This window comes from Kosakonia radicincitans DSM 16656 (assembly GCF_000280495.2).
In the GTDB taxonomy this organism is placed as follows: domain Bacteria; phylum Pseudomonadota; class Gammaproteobacteria; order Enterobacterales; family Enterobacteriaceae; genus Kosakonia; species Kosakonia radicincitans.
Map to the genome: position 1 here is coordinate 1,684,596 of NZ_CP018016.1, position 17,248 is coordinate 1,701,843.

14 protein-coding genes are annotated in these 17,248 nt (G+C 54.9%); all 14 read left to right on the forward strand.

Features of this window, described 5'->3' with window-relative positions:
• The first annotated feature begins 471 nt into the window (after positions 1-471).
• The 14 genes from lrhA (at position 472) to nuoN (ending at position 17,223) form a co-directional block, all read left to right on the forward strand.
• Entirely contained in the window at positions 472-1,410 is a 939-nt protein-coding gene (gene lrhA, locus Y71_RS08325; protein WP_007371086.1) for a transcriptional regulator LrhA, read from the forward strand.
• A 623-nt stretch (positions 1,411-2,033) separates the two neighbouring features.
• Positions 2,034-2,477 (forward strand): NADH-quinone oxidoreductase subunit NuoA, encoded by a 444-nt coding sequence (gene nuoA / locus Y71_RS08335; RefSeq protein ID WP_035889801.1) that lies wholly within the window; start codon positions 2,034-2,036, stop codon positions 2,475-2,477.
• 15 nt (positions 2,478-2,492) lie between these two features.
• Positions 2,493-3,167: an NADH-quinone oxidoreductase subunit NuoB gene (gene nuoB, locus Y71_RS08340; protein ID WP_007371088.1), complete on the forward strand. Its 675-nt coding sequence runs from the start codon at positions 2,493-2,495 to the stop codon at positions 3,165-3,167.
• Between the two features lie 89 nt (positions 3,168-3,256).
• Positions 3,257-5,059 (forward strand): NADH-quinone oxidoreductase subunit C/D, encoded by a 1,803-nt coding sequence (gene nuoC, locus Y71_RS08345; RefSeq protein ID WP_072439644.1) that lies wholly within the window; start codon positions 3,257-3,259, stop codon positions 5,057-5,059.
• 2 nt (positions 5,060-5,061) lie between these two features.
• On the forward strand, positions 5,062-5,562 hold the full coding sequence (gene nuoE, locus Y71_RS08350; protein WP_007371090.1) for an NADH-quinone oxidoreductase subunit NuoE: 501 nt from the start codon (positions 5,062-5,064) through the stop codon (positions 5,560-5,562).
• Positions 5,559-6,896, forward strand: a complete 1,338-nt coding sequence (gene nuoF / locus Y71_RS08355; RefSeq protein WP_007371091.1) for an NADH-quinone oxidoreductase subunit NuoF — start codon at positions 5,559-5,561, stop codon at positions 6,894-6,896. The genes nuoE and nuoF overlap by 4 nt, the downstream gene beginning before the upstream one ends.
• Before the next feature lie 135 nt (positions 6,897-7,031).
• Positions 7,032-9,758, forward strand: a complete 2,727-nt coding sequence (nuoG, locus tag Y71_RS08360; RefSeq protein ID WP_007371092.1) for an NADH-quinone oxidoreductase subunit NuoG — start codon at positions 7,032-7,034, stop codon at positions 9,756-9,758.
• Positions 9,755-10,732 (forward strand): NADH-quinone oxidoreductase subunit NuoH, encoded by a 978-nt coding sequence (nuoH, locus tag Y71_RS08365; RefSeq protein ID WP_007371093.1) that lies wholly within the window; start codon positions 9,755-9,757, stop codon positions 10,730-10,732. The genes nuoG and nuoH overlap by 4 nt, the downstream gene beginning before the upstream one ends.
• Before the next feature lie 14 nt (positions 10,733-10,746).
• Positions 10,747-11,289: an NADH-quinone oxidoreductase subunit NuoI gene (nuoI, locus tag Y71_RS08370; protein WP_035942165.1), complete on the forward strand. Its 543-nt coding sequence runs from the start codon at positions 10,747-10,749 to the stop codon at positions 11,287-11,289.
• A gap of 11 nt (positions 11,290-11,300) precedes the next feature.
• Complete coding sequence (gene nuoJ, locus Y71_RS08375) at positions 11,301-11,855, forward strand: NADH-quinone oxidoreductase subunit J (RefSeq protein ID WP_007371095.1); 555 nt, start codon at positions 11,301-11,303, stop codon at positions 11,853-11,855.
• The gene (gene nuoK / locus Y71_RS08380; protein ID WP_002463445.1) at positions 11,852-12,154 is read left to right on the forward strand and encodes an NADH-quinone oxidoreductase subunit NuoK; all 303 of its coding nucleotides are present in this window, start codon (positions 11,852-11,854) and stop codon (positions 12,152-12,154) included. Before nuoJ ends, nuoK begins: the two co-directional genes overlap by 4 nt.
• Positions 12,151-13,992 (forward strand): NADH-quinone oxidoreductase subunit L, encoded by a 1,842-nt coding sequence (gene nuoL, locus Y71_RS08385; protein WP_035889803.1) that lies wholly within the window; start codon positions 12,151-12,153, stop codon positions 13,990-13,992. Before nuoK ends, nuoL begins: the two co-directional genes overlap by 4 nt.
• Positions 13,993-14,229: 237 nt before the next feature.
• On the forward strand, positions 14,230-15,759 hold the full coding sequence (nuoM, locus tag Y71_RS08390) for an NADH-quinone oxidoreductase subunit M (protein WP_007371098.1): 1,530 nt from the start codon (positions 14,230-14,232) through the stop codon (positions 15,757-15,759).
• Between the two features lie 6 nt (positions 15,760-15,765).
• Complete coding sequence (nuoN, locus tag Y71_RS08395; RefSeq protein WP_007371099.1) at positions 15,766-17,223, forward strand: NADH-quinone oxidoreductase subunit NuoN; 1,458 nt, start codon at positions 15,766-15,768, stop codon at positions 17,221-17,223.
• The last annotated feature ends 25 nt before the right edge of the window (positions 17,224-17,248 follow it).

Sequence of the window (17,248 nt, forward strand, 5' to 3'; positions counted from 1 at the left end):
GACAATTGCGGTTTAAGATTATTCGCAATAATGCTTATAAATATAAAGGTTTTAGGTTAAACTCGGAGGGCAAGAAATGGTGCTGATGTGAAAAAGCCATGCTTTAGTTAAGGACTATTTCTTGATTTTAGTTGGTTGTTATTATTCGCTTTTACTCCAGTCCGCTTATATAGCCTTATGGTATATGATACATGTGCTATGTATAGCCAGTGATGTGCATAAACCGGTTCTTTTTTTAAAAGCATTCGCAAGGTTTATCACGGTTTATATATCCAGAAGGAATGGAGCATGCGAAATAAAGCCAATGGGTTCAGCTTGCATTAGACAGCGAACTATAAACACGAGAACTTACAGTCAGGCTTTGATGAGTCATGACGTTGCTGGATGCACTTTTTAAATGGAATTACTTAATCTTACGAGCACAGCATAAACCCGGGTCACTCTGCGCGAGCAACCCGTAAGTGAAAAAATATGATAAATGCAAATCGTCCGATACTGAATCTCGACCTCGATCTGCTGAGAACTTTCGTTGCGGTCGCTGATCTGAACACCTTTGCTGCGGCTGCTGCTGCGGTATGTCGCACCCAGTCTGCCGTAAGCCAGCAAATGCAGCGGCTGGAACAGTTAGTGGGAAAGGAACTTTTTGCCCGTCATGGGCGTAATAAACTTTTAACCGAGCACGGTATTCAATTACTGGGTTATGCGCGAAAGATCTTACGTTTCAATGATGAAGCTTGTACATCGCTGATGTTTAGCAACTTGCAGGGCGTATTAACTATTGGCGCTTCTGACGAATCAGCCGATACCATTTTGCCTTTCTTGCTTAATCGTATTAGCTCGGTATATCCGAAACTGGCGCTGGATGTGCGCGTGAAGCGCAACCCGTTATCCGACGATCGTCTTCAGGATCATGACCTCGATCTGGTGGTGACAACGCATCGCTACGGGCAGTTTGATTGCCTGACGTTACGTACATCCCCAACGCACTGGTACTGTTCGGCGGAATATGTCCTGCAGAAAGGTGAGGCTATCCCACTTGTGTTGCTGGATGAACCCAGTTCGTTTCGCGACATGGTGATTAATGCGCTCAATAGTGCCGATATTCCATGGCGCATGGCTTATGTGGCTTCAACGCTTTCGGCCGTGAAAGCGGCAGTGAAAGCCGGGCTTGGTGTCACCGCCCGCCCTGTTGAAATGATGAGTCCGGATTTGCGGGTATTAGGCCGTGCTGATGGCCTGCCGCTATTGCCTGATACGGAATATCTGCTGGGCTATAATCCCAATAGCCAGAATGAACTGGCGCAGGTTATTTTTCAGGCGATGGAACATTACCAGAACCCGTGGCATTACGGGAATTCTGGGTCTGAAGAAGGTGGGGATCCGCTTATCGTTGAAGGGGATTTTGGCTAACATTTTGCGCCAAAACTGGTAACAAAATGTAAGTGCAAAAATGAACCGCTGGCAGTGAAATCGCTGCCACTGGTTCGTTTTATATCGGAACATTTCCCTGGTGAATTATTGACCCTCTAAATAATATTTCCTTTCAAGAAGTTAATACTCCTCACAGCAAAATATCCCTTTATCAACTATAGTCTTTCATGCCTTAAGCTCATGTTAAAAATCAAGCTGGATTGTTGCCGTTTTTTGCGATGAATTAACAAAAGCGTGTCTCAGATCAAGAAAATACTCCCAATGAGGGGGAGGAATCCGGACAAAATCCTGTCAAAATAAGCGGGTAATATCAGGAAAAGCTCACAACGGACACGATTCAACACCTGATTTTTTCGCGGGTATGTTTGAGGCCGATCAAGAAAACGGCACTAAATGTTAATGAATTGCTGCCGATGTAAACTAATGTGAGGAAACTTTTGTTAAAGTTGACAAAAGGTTATAGAAAGGAGTAAAACCCACATCGTTTAGCTGTTTTCGCCTTTTTTCACAGTTAATGTGTGGTTTTATTCCTCCCCGTGAATCGATGTGGCGTCATCTGCCAGCAAGAGCAGAGGTATTAACGCTACCTTTTGAGTTAAGCAATGCGTATGTCAACATCCACTGAAATCATCGCTCATCACTGGGCATTCGCTATCTTTCTTATTGTCGCCATAGGGCTTTGTTGCCTGATGCTGGTCGGCGGTCGTTTTTTAGGCGGCCGCGCACGCGCAAGGCACAAAAACGTTCCTTTCGAATCCGGTATCGATTCTGTCGGTTCCGCGCGCTTACGTCTCTCCGCCAAGTTCTACCTGGTGGCCATGTTCTTCGTCATCTTCGATGTGGAAGCGCTTTACCTCTATGCATGGTCAACCTCCATTCGCGAGAGTGGTTGGGTCGGTTTTGTCGAAGCTGCAATTTTTATTTTAGTGCTGTTAGCTGGTCTGGTTTATCTGGTGCGTATTGGCGCGCTGGATTGGACGCCCGTGCGTTCGCGCCGTGAGCATATCAACCCAGAGACTGGCAGCTACACTGATCGTCAACGCTAACCGCGAGGCAATAAGATGGATTATACGCTCACCCGCATAGATCCTAACGGTGAGAACGACCGTTACCCCCTGCAAAAACAGGAGATCGTAACCGACCCCCTGGAACAAGAAATCAACCGTAGCGTTTATATGGGCAAACTCGAAAATGCCCTGCACGATATGGTGAACTGGGGCCGTAAAAACTCAATTTGGCCATATAACTTTGGTCTGTCGTGCTGCTATGTAGAGATGGTGACCTCCTTTACTGCCGTTCACGACGTCGCGCGTTTTGGTGCGGAAGTACTGCGTGCTTCTCCTCGTCAGGCGGACCTGATGGTCGTCGCCGGTACTTGCTTTACCAAAATGGCGCCTGTTATTCAGCGTCTTTATGACCAGATGCTGGAACCAAAGTGGGTTATCTCGATGGGAGCCTGCGCGAACTCTGGCGGTATGTACGATATCTACTCCGTCGTGCAGGGCGTCGATAAATTTATCCCGGTGGATGTTTACATCCCTGGCTGTCCGCCGCGTCCTGAAGCGTACATGCAGGCGCTGATGTTGTTACAGGAATCGATTGGTAAAGAACGTCGTCCGCTCTCCTGGGTGGTTGGCGATCAGGGCGTTTACCGCGCCAATATGCAGTCGGAACGCGACCGTAAGCGTGGCGAACGCATTGCCGTTACCAATCTGCGTACGCCGGACGAGATTTAATGTGCGCCTGTGGGTAATGGAAAAAACTTCGCATTTCAATAATCCAATAACGCGAAGCCATACCCGACAGTCACCACGGACCCTTTGCAATGGTGAACAATATGACCGATTTAACCGCGCAAGAAGCCGCATGGCAGACTCGGGATCATCTGGATGATCCGGTCATTGGCGAATTGCGCAACCGTTTTGGGCCGGATGCCTTTACTGTTCAGGCGACCCGCACCGGGGTACCCGTAGTTTGGGTGAAGCGTGAGCAATTGCTGGAAGTTGGCGATTTCCTGAAGAAGCTGCCGAAACCTTACGTCATGCTGTTCGATCTGCACGGCATGGACGAGCGTCTACGTACACACCGCGCCGGTTTACCCGCCGCGGATTTTTCCGTTTTCTATCACCTGATTTCGATCGATCGCAACCGCGACATCATGCTCAAGGTGGCGCTTTCTGAAAACGATCTGAATGTGCCGACGTTTACCAAACTCTTCCCCAACGCCAACTGGTACGAGCGTGAAACGTGGGAAATGTTTGGCATTACCTTTAACGGTCACCCGCACCTGACGCGCATCATGATGCCGCAGACCTGGACGGGACATCCGCTGCGTAAAGATTACCCGGCGCGCGCCACCGAATTCGATCCGTTTGAGCTGACCAAAGCCAAGCAGGATTTAGAAATGGAAGCGCTGACCTTTAAGCCGGAAGACTGGGGCATGAAGCGCGGCACCGACAATGAGGACTTTATGTTCCTCAACCTCGGTCCGAACCACCCGTCTGCGCACGGTGCCTTCCGCATTATCCTGCAACTCGACGGCGAAGAGATTGTCGACTGCGTACCGGATATCGGTTACCACCACCGTGGCGCGGAAAAAATGGGCGAGCGTCAATCCTGGCACAGCTACATTCCTTATACCGACCGTATTGAGTACCTCGGTGGTTGCGTTAACGAAATGCCGTATGTGCTGGCGGTAGAGAAACTGGCGGGGATCACCGTACCGGATCGCGTCAACGTGATCCGCGTGATGCTCTCTGAACTGTTCCGCATCAACAGCCACCTGCTTTATATCTCCACCTTTATTCAGGACGTGGGCGCAATGACCCCGGTGTTCTTCGCCTTTACCGATCGGCAGAAAATCTACGATCTGGTGGAAGCGATCACTGGTTTCCGTATGCACCCGGCGTGGTTCCGTATTGGCGGCGTAGCGCACGATCTGCCGCGTGGCTGGGATCGTTTGCTGCGTGAATTCCTCGACTGGATGCCGAAACGTCTGGCCTCTTATGAGAAGGCGGCGCTGCGTAACACCATTCTGAAAGGTCGCTCGCAGGGTGTTGCCGCTTACGGCGCGAAAGAAGCGCTGGAGTGGGGCACTACCGGCGCGGGTCTGCGTGCTACCGGCATCAACTTTGACGTGCGTAAAGCGCGTCCATACTCCGGCTATGAAAACTTCGACTTTGAAATCCCGGTGGGCGGTGGCGTCAGCGACTGCTATACCCGCGTGATGCTGAAAGTGGAAGAGCTGCGCCAGAGCCTGCGTATTCTTGAGCAGTGTCTTAACAATATGCCGGAAGGCCCGTTCAAAGCGGATCATCCGCTGACGACGCCGCCACCGAAAGAGCGCACGCTGCAACATATCGAAACCCTGATTACTCACTTCCTGCAGGTTTCGTGGGGCCCGGTAATGCCGGCCAACGAATCCTTCCAGATGATTGAAGCAACCAAGGGTATTAACAGTTACTACCTGACCAGCGATGGCAGCACCATGAGCTACCGCACGCGCGTTCGCACACCGAGCTTTGCGCATTTGCAGCAAATCCCGTCGGCGATCCGCGGCAGCCTGGTATCCGACCTGATCGTCTATCTGGGTAGTATCGATTTTGTTATGTCAGATGTGGACCGCTAATTATGCACGAGAATCAACAACCACAAACCGAGGCTTTTGAGCTGAGTGCGGCAGAGCGTGAGGCAATTGAGCACGAAAAGCACCACTACGAAGACCCGCGTGCGGCGTCCATTGAAGCGCTGAAGATTGTTCAGAAGCAGCGTGGCTGGGTGCCGGACGGCGCGATTTACGCCATTGCTGATGTTCTGGGGATCCCGGCGAGCGATGTCGAAGGCGTGGCAACGTTCTACAGCCAGATCTTCCGTCAGCCAGTCGGCCGCCATGTGATCCGCTATTGCGACAGCGTGGTTTGCCATATCACCGGTTATCAGGGCATTCAGTCGGCGATTGAAAGCCACCTGAAGATCAAACCGGGCCAGACCACTTTCGACGGCCGCTTTACGCTGCTGCCGACCTGCTGTCTGGGCAACTGCGATAAAGGGCCGAACATGATGATCGATGAGGACACTCACGCGCATCTGACTCCGGAAGGCATCCCCGAACTGCTGGAGCGGTATAAATGAAAACAGTTATCCGTACTCCTGAAACACATCCGCTGACCTGGCGGCTGCGTGACGACAAGCAGCCGGTCTGGCTGGATGAATACCAGAGCAAAAATGGTTATGCCGGTGCGCGTAAAGCGCTCTCCGGTATGGCACCGGACGAAATCGTCAACGCGGTAAAAGATTCCGGCCTGAAAGGTCGTGGCGGCGCGGGCTTCTCCACCGGTCTGAAGTGGAGCCTGATGCCGAAAGACGAATCCATGAACATCCGTTACCTGCTGTGTAACGCCGATGAAATGGAGCCGGGCACCTACAAAGACCGCCTGTTGATGGAGCAGTTGCCGCACCTGCTGGTGGAAGGCATGCTGATTTCCGCCTTTGCGCTGAAAGCTTACCGTGGCTACATCTTCCTGCGTGGCGAATATATTGAAGCAGCGGTACATCTGCGTCGCGCCATTGCCGAAGCGACCGAAGCGGGTTTGCTGGGTAAAAATATCCTCGGCAGCGGCTTTGATTTCGAACTGTTCGTTCACACCGGGGCCGGGCGTTATATCTGCGGTGAAGAGACCGCGCTGATTAACTCGCTGGAAGGCCGCCGCGCGAACCCGCGCTCCAAGCCGCCGTTCCCGGCAAGCTCTGGCGTATGGGGTAAACCGACCTGCGTCAACAACGTCGAAACCCTGTGCAACGTGCCAGCTATTCTGGCTAACGGTGTTGAATGGTATCAGAACATTTCGACCAGCAAAGATGCCGGTACCAAGCTGATGGGCTTCTCCGGCCGCGTGAAAAATCCGGGCCTGTGGGAACTGCCGTTCGGTACGACCGCGCGTGAAATCCTCGAAGATTATGCTGGTGGTATGCGCGATGGCCTGAAATTCAAAGCCTGGCAGCCAGGCGGCGCAGGTACAGACTTCCTGACCGAAGCGCACCTTGATCTGCCAATGGAATTCGAAAGCATCGGGAAAGCGGGTAGCCGTCTGGGAACGGCGCTGGCGATGGCCGTCGATCATGAGATTGGCATGGTGCCGCTGGTGCGCAACCTGGAAGAGTTTTTCGCCCGTGAATCCTGCGGTTGGTGTACGCCATGCCGTGATGGTCTGCCGTGGAGCGTAAAAATTCTGCGCGCGCTGGAACGTGGTGAAGGCCAGCCAGGGGACATCGAGACACTTGAGCAACTGTGTCGACAACTTGGGCCGGGTAAAACCTTCTGCGCGCATGCACCGGGTGCGGTTGAACCCTTACAGAGCGCGATTAAATATTTCCGCGAAGAATTCGAAGCGGGCATTAAACAGCAATTCAGCAATACCCATGCGATTGGCGGTATCCAGCCAAACTTGCTGAAAGCGCGCTGGTAATTGGGGTTACTCGCCTGGGCGAGGCCGGAAACAAATTTTGATTAATACCTGAGAAAGACCCGCAACTTTCGCGATGTAACAACGCTGCTACGGCGCGAAGGACAAAGGTTATTCAGGCCAACTGGAAGCATGCTAATGGCTACTATTCATGTAGACGGCAAAGAATACGAGGTAAATGGAGCAGACAACCTTCTTGAGGCTTGTCTCTCCTTAGGCCTTGATATTCCTTATTTTTGCTGGCATCCGGCGCTGGGGAGCGTGGGTGCGTGCCGCCAGTGTGCGGTGAAGCAATATCAAAACGCGGAAGACACGCGTGGCCGCCTGGTGATGTCCTGTATGACACCGGCATCCGACGGTACCTTTATTTCTATTGATGACGATGAAGCGAAGCAGTTCCGTGAAAGCGTAGTGGAGTGGTTAATGACCAACCACCCGCACGATTGCCCGGTCTGCGAAGAGGGCGGTAACTGCCACTTGCAGGATATGACCGTCATGACCGGCCACAGCTTCCGTCGCTATCGCTTTACCAAACGTACTCACCGTAATCAGGATCTTGGCCCGTTCATCTCACACGAAATGAACCGCTGTATCGCCTGTTATCGCTGCGTACGTTATTACAAAGACTACGCAGACGGCACGGATCTTGGCGTGTATGGCGCGCACGATAACGTCTACTTCGGCCGCCCGGAAGATGGCACGCTGGAAAGCGAGTTCTCCGGCAACCTGGTGGAAATCTGCCCAACCGGCGTCTTCACCGACAAAACGCACTCCGAGCGTTACAACCGTAAGTGGGATATGCAGTTTGCGCCGAGCATCTGCCAGCAGTGCTCGCTGGGTTGCAACACCAGCCCGGGTGAACGTTATGGCGAGCTGCGCCGCATCGAAAACCGTTACAACGGTACCGTTAACCACTACTTCCTTTGCGACCGTGGCCGTTTCGGTTATGGCTATGTCAACCTGAAAGACAGACCGCGTCAGCCGGTACAACGCCGTGGCGACGATCTGATCACCCTGAACGCCGAGCAAGCAATGCAGGGCGCGGCGGATATTCTGCGTCAGTCGAAGAAAGTGATTGGCATCGGTTCTCCGCGCGCCAGCGTGGAGAGCAACTTTGCCCTGCGCGCGCTTGTCGGTGCGGATAACTTCTACACTGGCATCGCCAAAGGCGAGCAGGAACGTCTGGAACTGGCGCTGAAAGTGCTGCGCGAAGGTGGTATCCGTACCCCGGCGCTGCGCGAAATCGAATCTTACGATGCGGTGCTGATCCTCGGCGAAGACATCACGCAGACAGGCGCGCGCGTTGCGCTGGCGGTGCGTCAGGCCGTGAAAGGCAAAGCCCGCGAAATGGCGGCGGCACAGAAAGTTGCCGACTGGCAGATTGCGGCGATCATGAACATTGGCCAGCGCGCCAAACATCCGCTGTTTGTTACCAACGTCGACAGTACTCGTCTGGACGATATCGCCGCGTGGACCTATTGCGCACCGGTTGAAGATCAGGCGCGTTTAGGTTTCGCCATCGCCCACGCGCTGGATGAGACGGCGCCAGCGGTTGACGGTCTGAGCAGCGATCTGAAAAACAAAATCGATGTGATTGTCCAGGCGCTGGCTGGCGCGAAGAAACCGCTGATTATCTCCGGGACGAACGCCGGTAGCGCGGAAGTGATTCAGGCGGCTGCCAACGTGGCAAAAGCGCTGAAAGGGCGCGGTGCCGATGTCGGCATCACCATGATTGCCCGTTCGGTGAACAGTATGGGCCTCGGCCTGATTGGCGGCGGCAGTCTTGATGATGCGCTGGCAGAACTGGAAGCGGGCCACGCTGATGCCGTTGTGGTGCTGGAAAATGACCTGCACCGCCATGCTTCTGCTGCACGCGTTGATGCCGCGCTGGCGAAAGCGCCGCTGGTGCTGGTAATTGATCATCAGCGTACGGCAATCATGGAGCAGGCTCATCTGGTGCTCTCCGCTGCCAGCTTTGCAGAAAGCGACGGTACGGTAATCAACAACGAAGGCCGCGCGCAGCGTTTCTTCCAGGTTTACGATCCGGCCTACTACGACAGCAAAACCATTATGCTGGAGAGCTGGCGCTGGCTGCATTCGCTGCACAGCACCGTTGAAAACCGCGAAGTGGACTGGACGCAGCTTGACCATGTGATTGACGCTGCCGTTGAAGCGTTGCCGCAACTGGCTGGCATTAAAGAGGCGGCGCCGGACGCCAGCTTCCGCATCCGCGGTCAGAAACTGGCCCGTGAACCGCATCGCTACAGTGGGCGTACCGCCATGCGCGCCAACATCAGCGTGCACGAACCGCGCCAGCCGCAGGATAAAGACACCATGTTCGCCTTCTCGATGGAAGGGAACAACCAGCCGTCCGCTCCGCGTTCGCAAATTCCGTTTGCGTGGGCGCCGGGCTGGAACTCCCCGCAGGCATGGAACAAATTCCAGGCTGAAGTGGGTGGTCACCTGCGCTACGGCGATCCGGGCGTTCGTCTGATTGAGGCCAGCGAAAGTGGGCTGGAATACTTCACTTCCATTCCGGGAACCTTCGAAGCGCAGGAGGGTAAATGGCGTATCGCGCCGTACTACCACCTGTTCGGCAGCGATGAAATGTCGCAGCGTTCTCCGGTATTCCAGAGCCGTATGCCGCAACCGTACATCAAGCTGAACCCGGCCGACGCTGCGAAGCTTGGTGTTAACGCGGGCGCGCATATCTCCTTCACCTGGGAAGGTCAGACCATCAGCCTGCCATTGCAGGTTTCCGAAGGTCTGGCGGCAGGGCAGGTTGGTCTGCCGATGGGGATGCCTGGCATCGCGCCGGTACTGGCCGGAGCACGTCTTGAAAATCTGCGGGAGGCGCAAGCATGAGCTGGTTAACACCGGATGTTATCGACATTCTGCTGAGCATCCTGAAAGCAGTGGTCATTCTGCTGGTGGTGGTCACCTGCGGTGCGTTCATGAGCTTTGGCGAACGTCGCCTGCTCGGTCTGTTCCAGAACCGTTACGGACCAAACCGCGTTGGCTGGGGTGGCTCACTCCAGCTGGTCGCGGACATGATCAAAATGTTCTTTAAAGAGGACTGGATCCCACGCTTTTCCGATCGCGTGATCTTCACCCTCGCGCCGATGATCGCCTTCACCTCGCTGCTGTTAGCGTTCGCCATTGTGCCGGTCAGCCCGAGCTGGGTCGTGGCGGATCTGAACATCGGCATCCTGTTCTTCTTAATGATGGCAGGGCTGGCGGTTTACGCGGTGCTGTTCGCGGGCTGGTCAAGCAACAACAAATACTCACTGCTCGGTGCGATGCGTGCTTCTGCGCAAACCCTGAGCTATGAAGTGTTCCTTGGGCTTTCCCTGATGGGCGTGGTGGCGCAGGCCGGTTCATTCAACATGACCGACATCGTCAACAACCAGGCGGGTTTGTGGAACGTCATTCCGCAGTTCTTCGGCTTTGTGACCTTCGCTATCGCTGGCGTGGCGGTGTGTCACCGTCACCCGTTTGACCAGCCGGAAGCCGAGCAGGAACTGGCGGATGGTTACCACATTGAATATTCCGGGATGAAATTCGGTCTGTTCTTCGTCGGCGAATATATCGGTATCGTCACCATTTCCGCGTTGATGGTCACGCTGTTCTTCGGGGGCTGGCAGGGGCCGTTGTTACCGCCTTTCATCTGGTTCGCGCTGAAAACCGCGTTCTTTATGATGATGTTCATTTTGATTCGCGCCGCACTGCCGCGTCCTCGTTATGATCAGGTGATGTCGTTCGGCTGGAAAATCTGTCTGCCGCTGACGCTACTCAACTTGCTGGGAACGGCGGCTGTCATTCTCTGGCAGGCGCAATAAGGGGTGAAAAGACCATGACTTTAAAAGAATTACTCGTGGGCTTCGGCACCCAGGTCCGTAGTATCTGGATGATTGGCCTGCATGCTTTCGCGAAACGCGAAACCCGTATGTACCCGGAAGAGCCGGTTTATCTGCCGCCGCGTTACCGTGGCCGTATTGTGCTGACGCGCGACCCGGACGGTTCCGAGCGTTGCGTTGCCTGTAACCTTTGTGCGGTAGCGTGCCCGGTAGGCTGTATCTCGCTACAAAAAGCGGAGATGCAGGACGGTCGCTGGTATCCGGAATTTTTCCGTATCAACTTCTCACGCTGTATTTTCTGCGGTCTGTGCGAAGAGGCGTGCCCGACAACGGCGATTCAGCTCACCCCGGATTTCGAAATGGGTGAATACAAACGTCAGGACCTGGTGTACGAAAAAGAGGATCTGCTGATCTCCGGTCCGGGCAAATACCCGGAATATAACTTCTACCGGATGGCAGGTATGGCAATCGACGGCAAAGATAAAGGTGAAGCGGAAAACGAAGCCAAACCTATCGACGTCAAGAGCCTGTTACCGTAAGGAGAGGGGCAATGGAGTTCGCTTTTTATATCTGTGGCCTGGTCGCCATCCTGACGACGGTACGCGTAATAACGCATACCAACCCGGTGCACGCTTTGCTGTATCTGATTGTGTCGCTGCTGGCCATTGCCGGGGTCTTCTTTTCACTCGGCGCTTACTTCGCCGGTGCGCTGGAGATCATCGTTTATGCCGGGGCCATCATGGTGCTGTTCGTGTTTGTGGTGATGATGCTGAACCTTGGCAATACCGTAGTCGAGCAGGAGCGCAACTGGCTGTCGCCGCAAATCTGGATCGGCCCGGCGCTGCTCTCTGCGGTGCTGCTGGTGGTGATGGTTTACGCCATTCTGGGCGTCAACGATCAGGGTATCGACGGGACGGCGATTAGCGCGAAAGCGGTCGGTATTACGCTGTTTGGTCCTTACGTTCTGGCCGTGGAGCTGGCCTCCATGCTGCTGCTGGCTGGCCTGGTTGTGGCCTTCCATCTGGGGCGCGAAGACAGGGCCGGTGAAGTGCTGAGCAATCGCACCGATGACCGCGCAAAAAGAAAAACGGAGGAGCAAGCATGATCCCCTTACAACATGGACTGATCCTCGCGGCGATTTTGTTTGTTTTGGGTCTGACCGGTCTGGTTATCCGCCGCAACCTGCTGTTTATGCTGATTGGGCTGGAAATCATGATTAACGCTGCTGCGCTGGCCTTCGTGGTTGCCGGCAGCTACTGGGGACAGACCGACGGGCAGGTGATGTATATCCTCGCCATTAGCCTCGCGGCTGCGGAAGCGAGTATTGGCCTGGCGTTGCTGCTGCAACTCCATCGTCGCCGCCAGAATCTGAATATCGATTCAGTAAGTGAGATGCGTGGATGAACATGCTCGCCTTAACCATTATTCTGCCTTTTATTGGCTTTGTCTTACTGGCCTTTTCCCGCGGGCGCTGGTCAGAGAATCTTTCTGCGACCGTTGGCGTTGGCTCGATTGGCCTTGCGGCGCTGGTGACCGCTTTTGTCGGCGTTGATTTCTTCAACAACGGTCAGCAGGCGTTTTCGCAACCGTTATGGACGTGGATGGCGGTCGGTGATTTCAACATCGGTTTCAACCTGGTGCTGGACGGCCTGTCGCTGACCATGCTTTCGGTCGTTACCGGCGTGGGTTTCCTGATTCACATGTTCGCGTCCTGGTATATGCGCGGAGAAGAGGGCTACTCCCGTTTCTTCGCCTACACCAACCTGTTTATCGCCAGCATGGTGGTACTGGTGCTGGCAGATAACCTGCTGCTGATGTACCTCGGCTGGGAAGGCGTGGGCCTGTGTTCCTATCTGCTGATCGGTTTCTACTACACCGATCCGAAGAATGGCGCAGCGGCGATGAAAGCGTTCGTCGTTACCCGTGTGGGTGATGTCTTCCTCGCTTTCGCGCTGTTCATCCTTTACAACGAACTGGGTACGCTGAACTTCCGCGAAATGGTTGAGCTGGCGCCGCAGCACTTCGCCAACGGCAATAACATGCTGATGTGGGCGACGCTGATGCTGCTGGGCGGTGCGGTCGGTAAATCCGCGCAACTGCCGTTGCAGACATGGCTGGCGGACGCGATGGCTGGCCCGACGCCGGTTTCTGCGCTGATCCACGCCGCCACCATGGTGACCGCCGGTGTTTACCTGATTGCCCGTACGCATGGGCTGTTCCTGATGACGCCGGAAGTGCTGCATCTGGTTGGTATCGTCGGTGCGGTAACGCTGCTGATGGCGGGTTTCGCCGCGCTGGTGCAGACGGATATCAAACGCGTACTTGCCTACTCAACCATGAGCCAGATTGGTTACATGTTCCTGGCGCTGGGTGTGCAGGCCTGGGACGCGGCGATTTTCCACCTGATGACGCATGCGTTCTTTAAAGCGCTGCTGTTCCTGTCGTCCGGTTCGGTGATCCTCGCCTGCCATCACGAGCAGAACATCTTCAAAATGGGTGGCCTGCGTAAGTCGATTCCGCTGGTCTATGCCTGCTTCCTGGTCGGTGGCGCGGCGCTGTCGGCGTTGCCATTGCTGACCGCAGGCTTCTTCAGTAAAGACGAAATCCTTGCCGGTGCGGTAGCAAACGGCCATGTCAATCTGATGATTGCCGGTCTGGTGGGCGCGTTTATGACATCGCTGTACACCTTCCGCCTGATTTTCATTGTCTTCCACGGGAAAGAACAGATTCACGCTCATGCAGGGAAGGGGATCACCCATCATCTGCCGCTGATTGTGCTGCTGGTACTTTCCACCTTTATTGGCGCGATGATTGTGCCACCGCTGAGAGGCGTTCTGCCAGAAACCACCGAGCTGGCGCACAGCAGTGTGGTCATGCTGGAAGTGGCGTCCGGTGCGGTTGCTGTCATCGGTATTCTGCTGGCGGCCTGGCTGTGGCTGGGTAAACGTACGCTGGTGCACTCGATTGCCAACAGCGCGACAGGTCGCTTCTTCGGGACCTGGTGGTTCAATGCCTGGGGCTTCGATGCGCTGTACGACCGCATCTTTGTGAAGCCGTATCTTGGCATTGCCTGGCTGCTGAAGAGCGATCCGCTGAATGCGCTAATGAACATTCCGGCGATCCTGTCGCGCTTTGCAGGCAAAGGGCTGCTGTTTAGCGAGAACGGGTATCTGCGCTGGTATGTCGCGTCGATGAGCATTGGCGCTGTCGTGGTGTTGGCGTTGCTGATGGTATTGCGCTGAGTTTGTGGGCCGGATGGCGCTGCGCTTATCCGGCTTACAAACTGAAAGAGAATTTTTAGAAAATTCGTTGAAAATCAGGTCCGAATGGACAGGCGTTATCGGCAAAGTCCGAGTGGACACCGCCTGCGCAGAGCAACCGGAGCGTACTAAAGTACGTGCGGATTGCGAGCACAGCCGGGGTTCGCGATGATGAGCAAGATAGCCTGAGGCGGACTTAAACAAGGAACAAATATCGCCATGTTATTACCCTGGCTAATACTGATTCCCTTTATCGGCGGCTTTCTCTGCTGGCAGACCGAACGCTTCGGCGTGAAGGTGCCGCGCTGGATAGCCCTGATCACCATGGGACTGACGCTGGCGCTTTCTCTGCAACTCTGGATGCAGGGCGGCTACTCTTTGACGCAATCCACCGGTCTGCCTGCCTGGCAGGAAGAGTTTAAACTGGCGTGGATCCCACGTTTCGGCATCAATATTCATCTGGCGATGGACGGTTTGTCGTTGCTGATGGTGGTGCTGACCGGTTTCCTCGGCGTGCTGGCGGTACTCTGCTCCTGGCGTGAAATCGAGAAATATCAGGGCTTCTTCCATCTCAACCTGATGTGGATTTTGGGCGGCGTTATCGGCGTGTTCCTTGCCATCGACATGTTCCTGTTCTTCTTCTTCTGGGAAATGATGCTGGTGCCGATGTACTTCCTGATTGCACTGTGGGGCCACAAAGCCTCCGACGGGAAGACGCGTATTACGGCTGCGACCAAGTTCTTCATCTATACCCAGGCCAGTGGTCTGGTGATGTTGATTGCCATCCTGGCGCTGGTAGTGGTGCACTATAACGCGACCGGCGTCTGGACATTCGACTATGAAGACCTGCTGAAAACGCCGATGTCTGACCACGTCGAATATCTGCTGATGCTTGGTTTCTTCATCGCCTTCGCGGTGAAAATGCCGGTGGTGCCGCTGCACGGTTGGTTACCGGATGCGCACTCGCAGGCACCGACAGCAGGTTCCGTTGACCTGGCGGGGATCCTGCTGAAAACCGCAGCCTACGGTTTGCTGCGCTTCTCGCTGCCGCTGTTCCCGAATGCTTCCGCAGAGTTTGCCCCCATCGCCATGTGGCTGGGCGTCATCGGTATTTTCTACGGTGCGTGGATGGCGTTCACCCAGACGGATATCAAACGCCTGATCGCTTACACCTCGGTGTCCCACATGGGCTTCGTGCTGATTGCTATCTACACCGGCAGCCAGCTGGCCTATCAGGGCGCGGTTATCCAGATGATTGCGCACGGTCTTTCTGCGGCGGGTCTGTTTATCCTGTGCGGTCAGTTGTACGAACGTCTGCATACCCGCGACATGCGTATGATGGGCGGGCTGTGGAGCAAGATTAAATGGTTGCCGGCGCTGTCGATGTTCTTCGCTGTCGCCACGTTGGGTATGCCGGGTACCGGTAACTTCGTCGGTGAATTCATGATCCTCTTCGGCAGCTACCAGGTTGTGCCGATGATCACGGTGATTTCTACCTTCGGTCTGGTTTTCGCATCGGTTTACTCACTGGCAATGCTGCATCGCGCCTACTTCGGTAAAGCGAAAAGCGAACTGGCCAGCAAGGAACTGCCGGGGCTGTCACTGCGCGAGCTGTTTATGATCCTGATCCTGGTTGTACTTCTGGTACTGCTTGGCTTCTATCCGCAGCCGATTCTGGATACCTCGCATGCCGCGATGGGTAATATCCAGCAGTGGTTTGTTAATTCTATTACTACTACAAGGCCGTAAATCGCCATGACAATTACTCCACAACACCTGATTGCGCTGCTGCCGCTGCTGATCGTCGGATTGACGGTGGTGGTTGTGATGCTCTCCATTGCGTGGCGACGCAACCATTTCCTCAATGCCACGCTGTCGGTCATCGGCCTGAACGTCGCGCTGCTCTCCCTGTGGTTTGTCGGGCAGGCGGGAGCTATGGATGTGACGCCGCTGATGCGCGTCGATGGTTACGCCATGCTCTACACCGGGCTGGTGCTACTGGCGAGCCTTGCCACCTGCACCTTCGCTTATCCGTGGCTGGAAGGGTATAATGACAACAAAGAAGAGTTTTATCTGCTGGTACTGATTGCCGCAATGGGCGGCATTCTGTTGGCTAACGCCAACCATATGGCGGCGTTGTTCCTTGGTATTGAACTGATCTCCCTGCCGCTGTTCGGGCTGGTGGGTTATGCCTTCCGCCAGAAACGTTCGCTGGAAGCCAGTATCAAGTACACCATTCTGTCTGCCGCAGCGTCTTCTTTCCTGCTGTTCGGTATCGCACTGGTGTATGCGCAAACCGGGAATCTGGCATTTGTTGCTATCGGTAAGAGCCTCGGTGAAGGCATGCTGCACGAGCCGCTGCTGCTGGCGGGTCTGGGCCTGATGATTGTCGGTCTCGGTTTCAAACTCTCACTGGTGCCGTTCCACCTGTGGACGCCGGACGTTTATCAGGGCGCGCCTGCGCCGGTCTCAACCTTCCTGGCGACCGCCAGCAAAATCGCCATCTTTGGCGTGCTGATGCGTTTGTTCCTCTATGCGCCGGTCAGCGACAGTGAAGCCGTTCGTGTGGTGCTGGGTCTTATCGCCTTTGTTTCCATTATCTTCGGTAACCTGATGGCGCTGAGCCAGACCAACATCAAACGTCTGCTCGGTTTCTCCTCCATCTCGCACCTCGGCTATTTGCTGGTGGCGCTGATTGCGTTGCAGAGCGGCCAGATGTCGATGGAAACCGTTGGTGTCTATCTGGCCGGTTACCTGTTCAGCAGCCTCGGCGCGTTTGGTGTGGTGAGTCTGATGTCCAGCCCGTATCGCGGCCCGGACGCAGAATCACTTTACTCCTATCGTGGTCTGTTCTGGCACCGTCCGATTCTCTCGGCGGTTCTGACGGTGATGATGTTGTCGCTGGCAGGTATTCCAATGACCTTAGGCTTTATCGGTAAGTTCTACATCCTTGCCGTTGGCGTCGAAGCGCACCTGTGGTGGTTGACGGGCGCTGTGGTGGTCGGTTCGGCGATTGGTTTGTATTACTACCTGCGTGTGGCGGTGAGCCTCTATCTGAGTGCGCCGCAGCAGCTGAACCGCGATGCGCCATCCGACTGGGCCTACAGTGCCGGCGGGATTGTGGTGCTGATCTCTGCGTTGCTGGTACTGCTGTTGGGTATTTACCCGCAGCCGCTGATCAGTATCGTACAATTAGCGCTGCCGATGATGTAATGGCCTATAGCGCATAAAGAAAAAC

Bases quoted from the DNA above. Each gene is read 5' to 3' on its own strand.
- nuoL (WP_035889803.1), top strand. From the start codon at position 12,151: ATGAACATGCTCGCCTTAACCATTATTCTGCCTTTTATTGGCTTTGTC.
- lrhA (WP_007371086.1), top strand. From the start codon at position 472: ATGATAAATGCAAATCGTCCGATACTGAATCTCGACCTCGATCTGCTG.
- nuoG (WP_007371092.1), top strand. From the start codon at position 7,032: ATGGCTACTATTCATGTAGACGGCAAAGAATACGAGGTAAATGGAGCA.
- nuoN (WP_007371099.1), top strand. From the start codon at position 15,766: ATGACAATTACTCCACAACACCTGATTGCGCTGCTGCCGCTGCTGATC.
- nuoF (WP_007371091.1), top strand. From the start codon at position 5,559: ATGAAAACAGTTATCCGTACTCCTGAAACACATCCGCTGACCTGGCGG.
- nuoH (WP_007371093.1), top strand. From the start codon at position 9,755: ATGAGCTGGTTAACACCGGATGTTATCGACATTCTGCTGAGCATCCTG.
- nuoK (WP_002463445.1), top strand. From the start codon at position 11,852: ATGATCCCCTTACAACATGGACTGATCCTCGCGGCGATTTTGTTTGTT.
- nuoE (WP_007371090.1), top strand. From the start codon at position 5,062: ATGCACGAGAATCAACAACCACAAACCGAGGCTTTTGAGCTGAGTGCG.
- nuoM (WP_007371098.1), top strand. From the start codon at position 14,230: ATGTTATTACCCTGGCTAATACTGATTCCCTTTATCGGCGGCTTTCTC.
- nuoC (WP_072439644.1), top strand. From the start codon at position 3,257: ATGGTGAACAATATGACCGATTTAACCGCGCAAGAAGCCGCATGGCAG.
- nuoI (WP_035942165.1), top strand. From the start codon at position 10,747: ATGACTTTAAAAGAATTACTCGTGGGCTTCGGCACCCAGGTCCGTAGT.
- nuoB (WP_007371088.1), top strand. From the start codon at position 2,493: ATGGATTATACGCTCACCCGCATAGATCCTAACGGTGAGAACGACCGT.
- nuoA (WP_035889801.1), top strand. From the start codon at position 2,034: ATGCGTATGTCAACATCCACTGAAATCATCGCTCATCACTGGGCATTC.
- nuoJ (WP_007371095.1), top strand. From the start codon at position 11,301: ATGGAGTTCGCTTTTTATATCTGTGGCCTGGTCGCCATCCTGACGACG.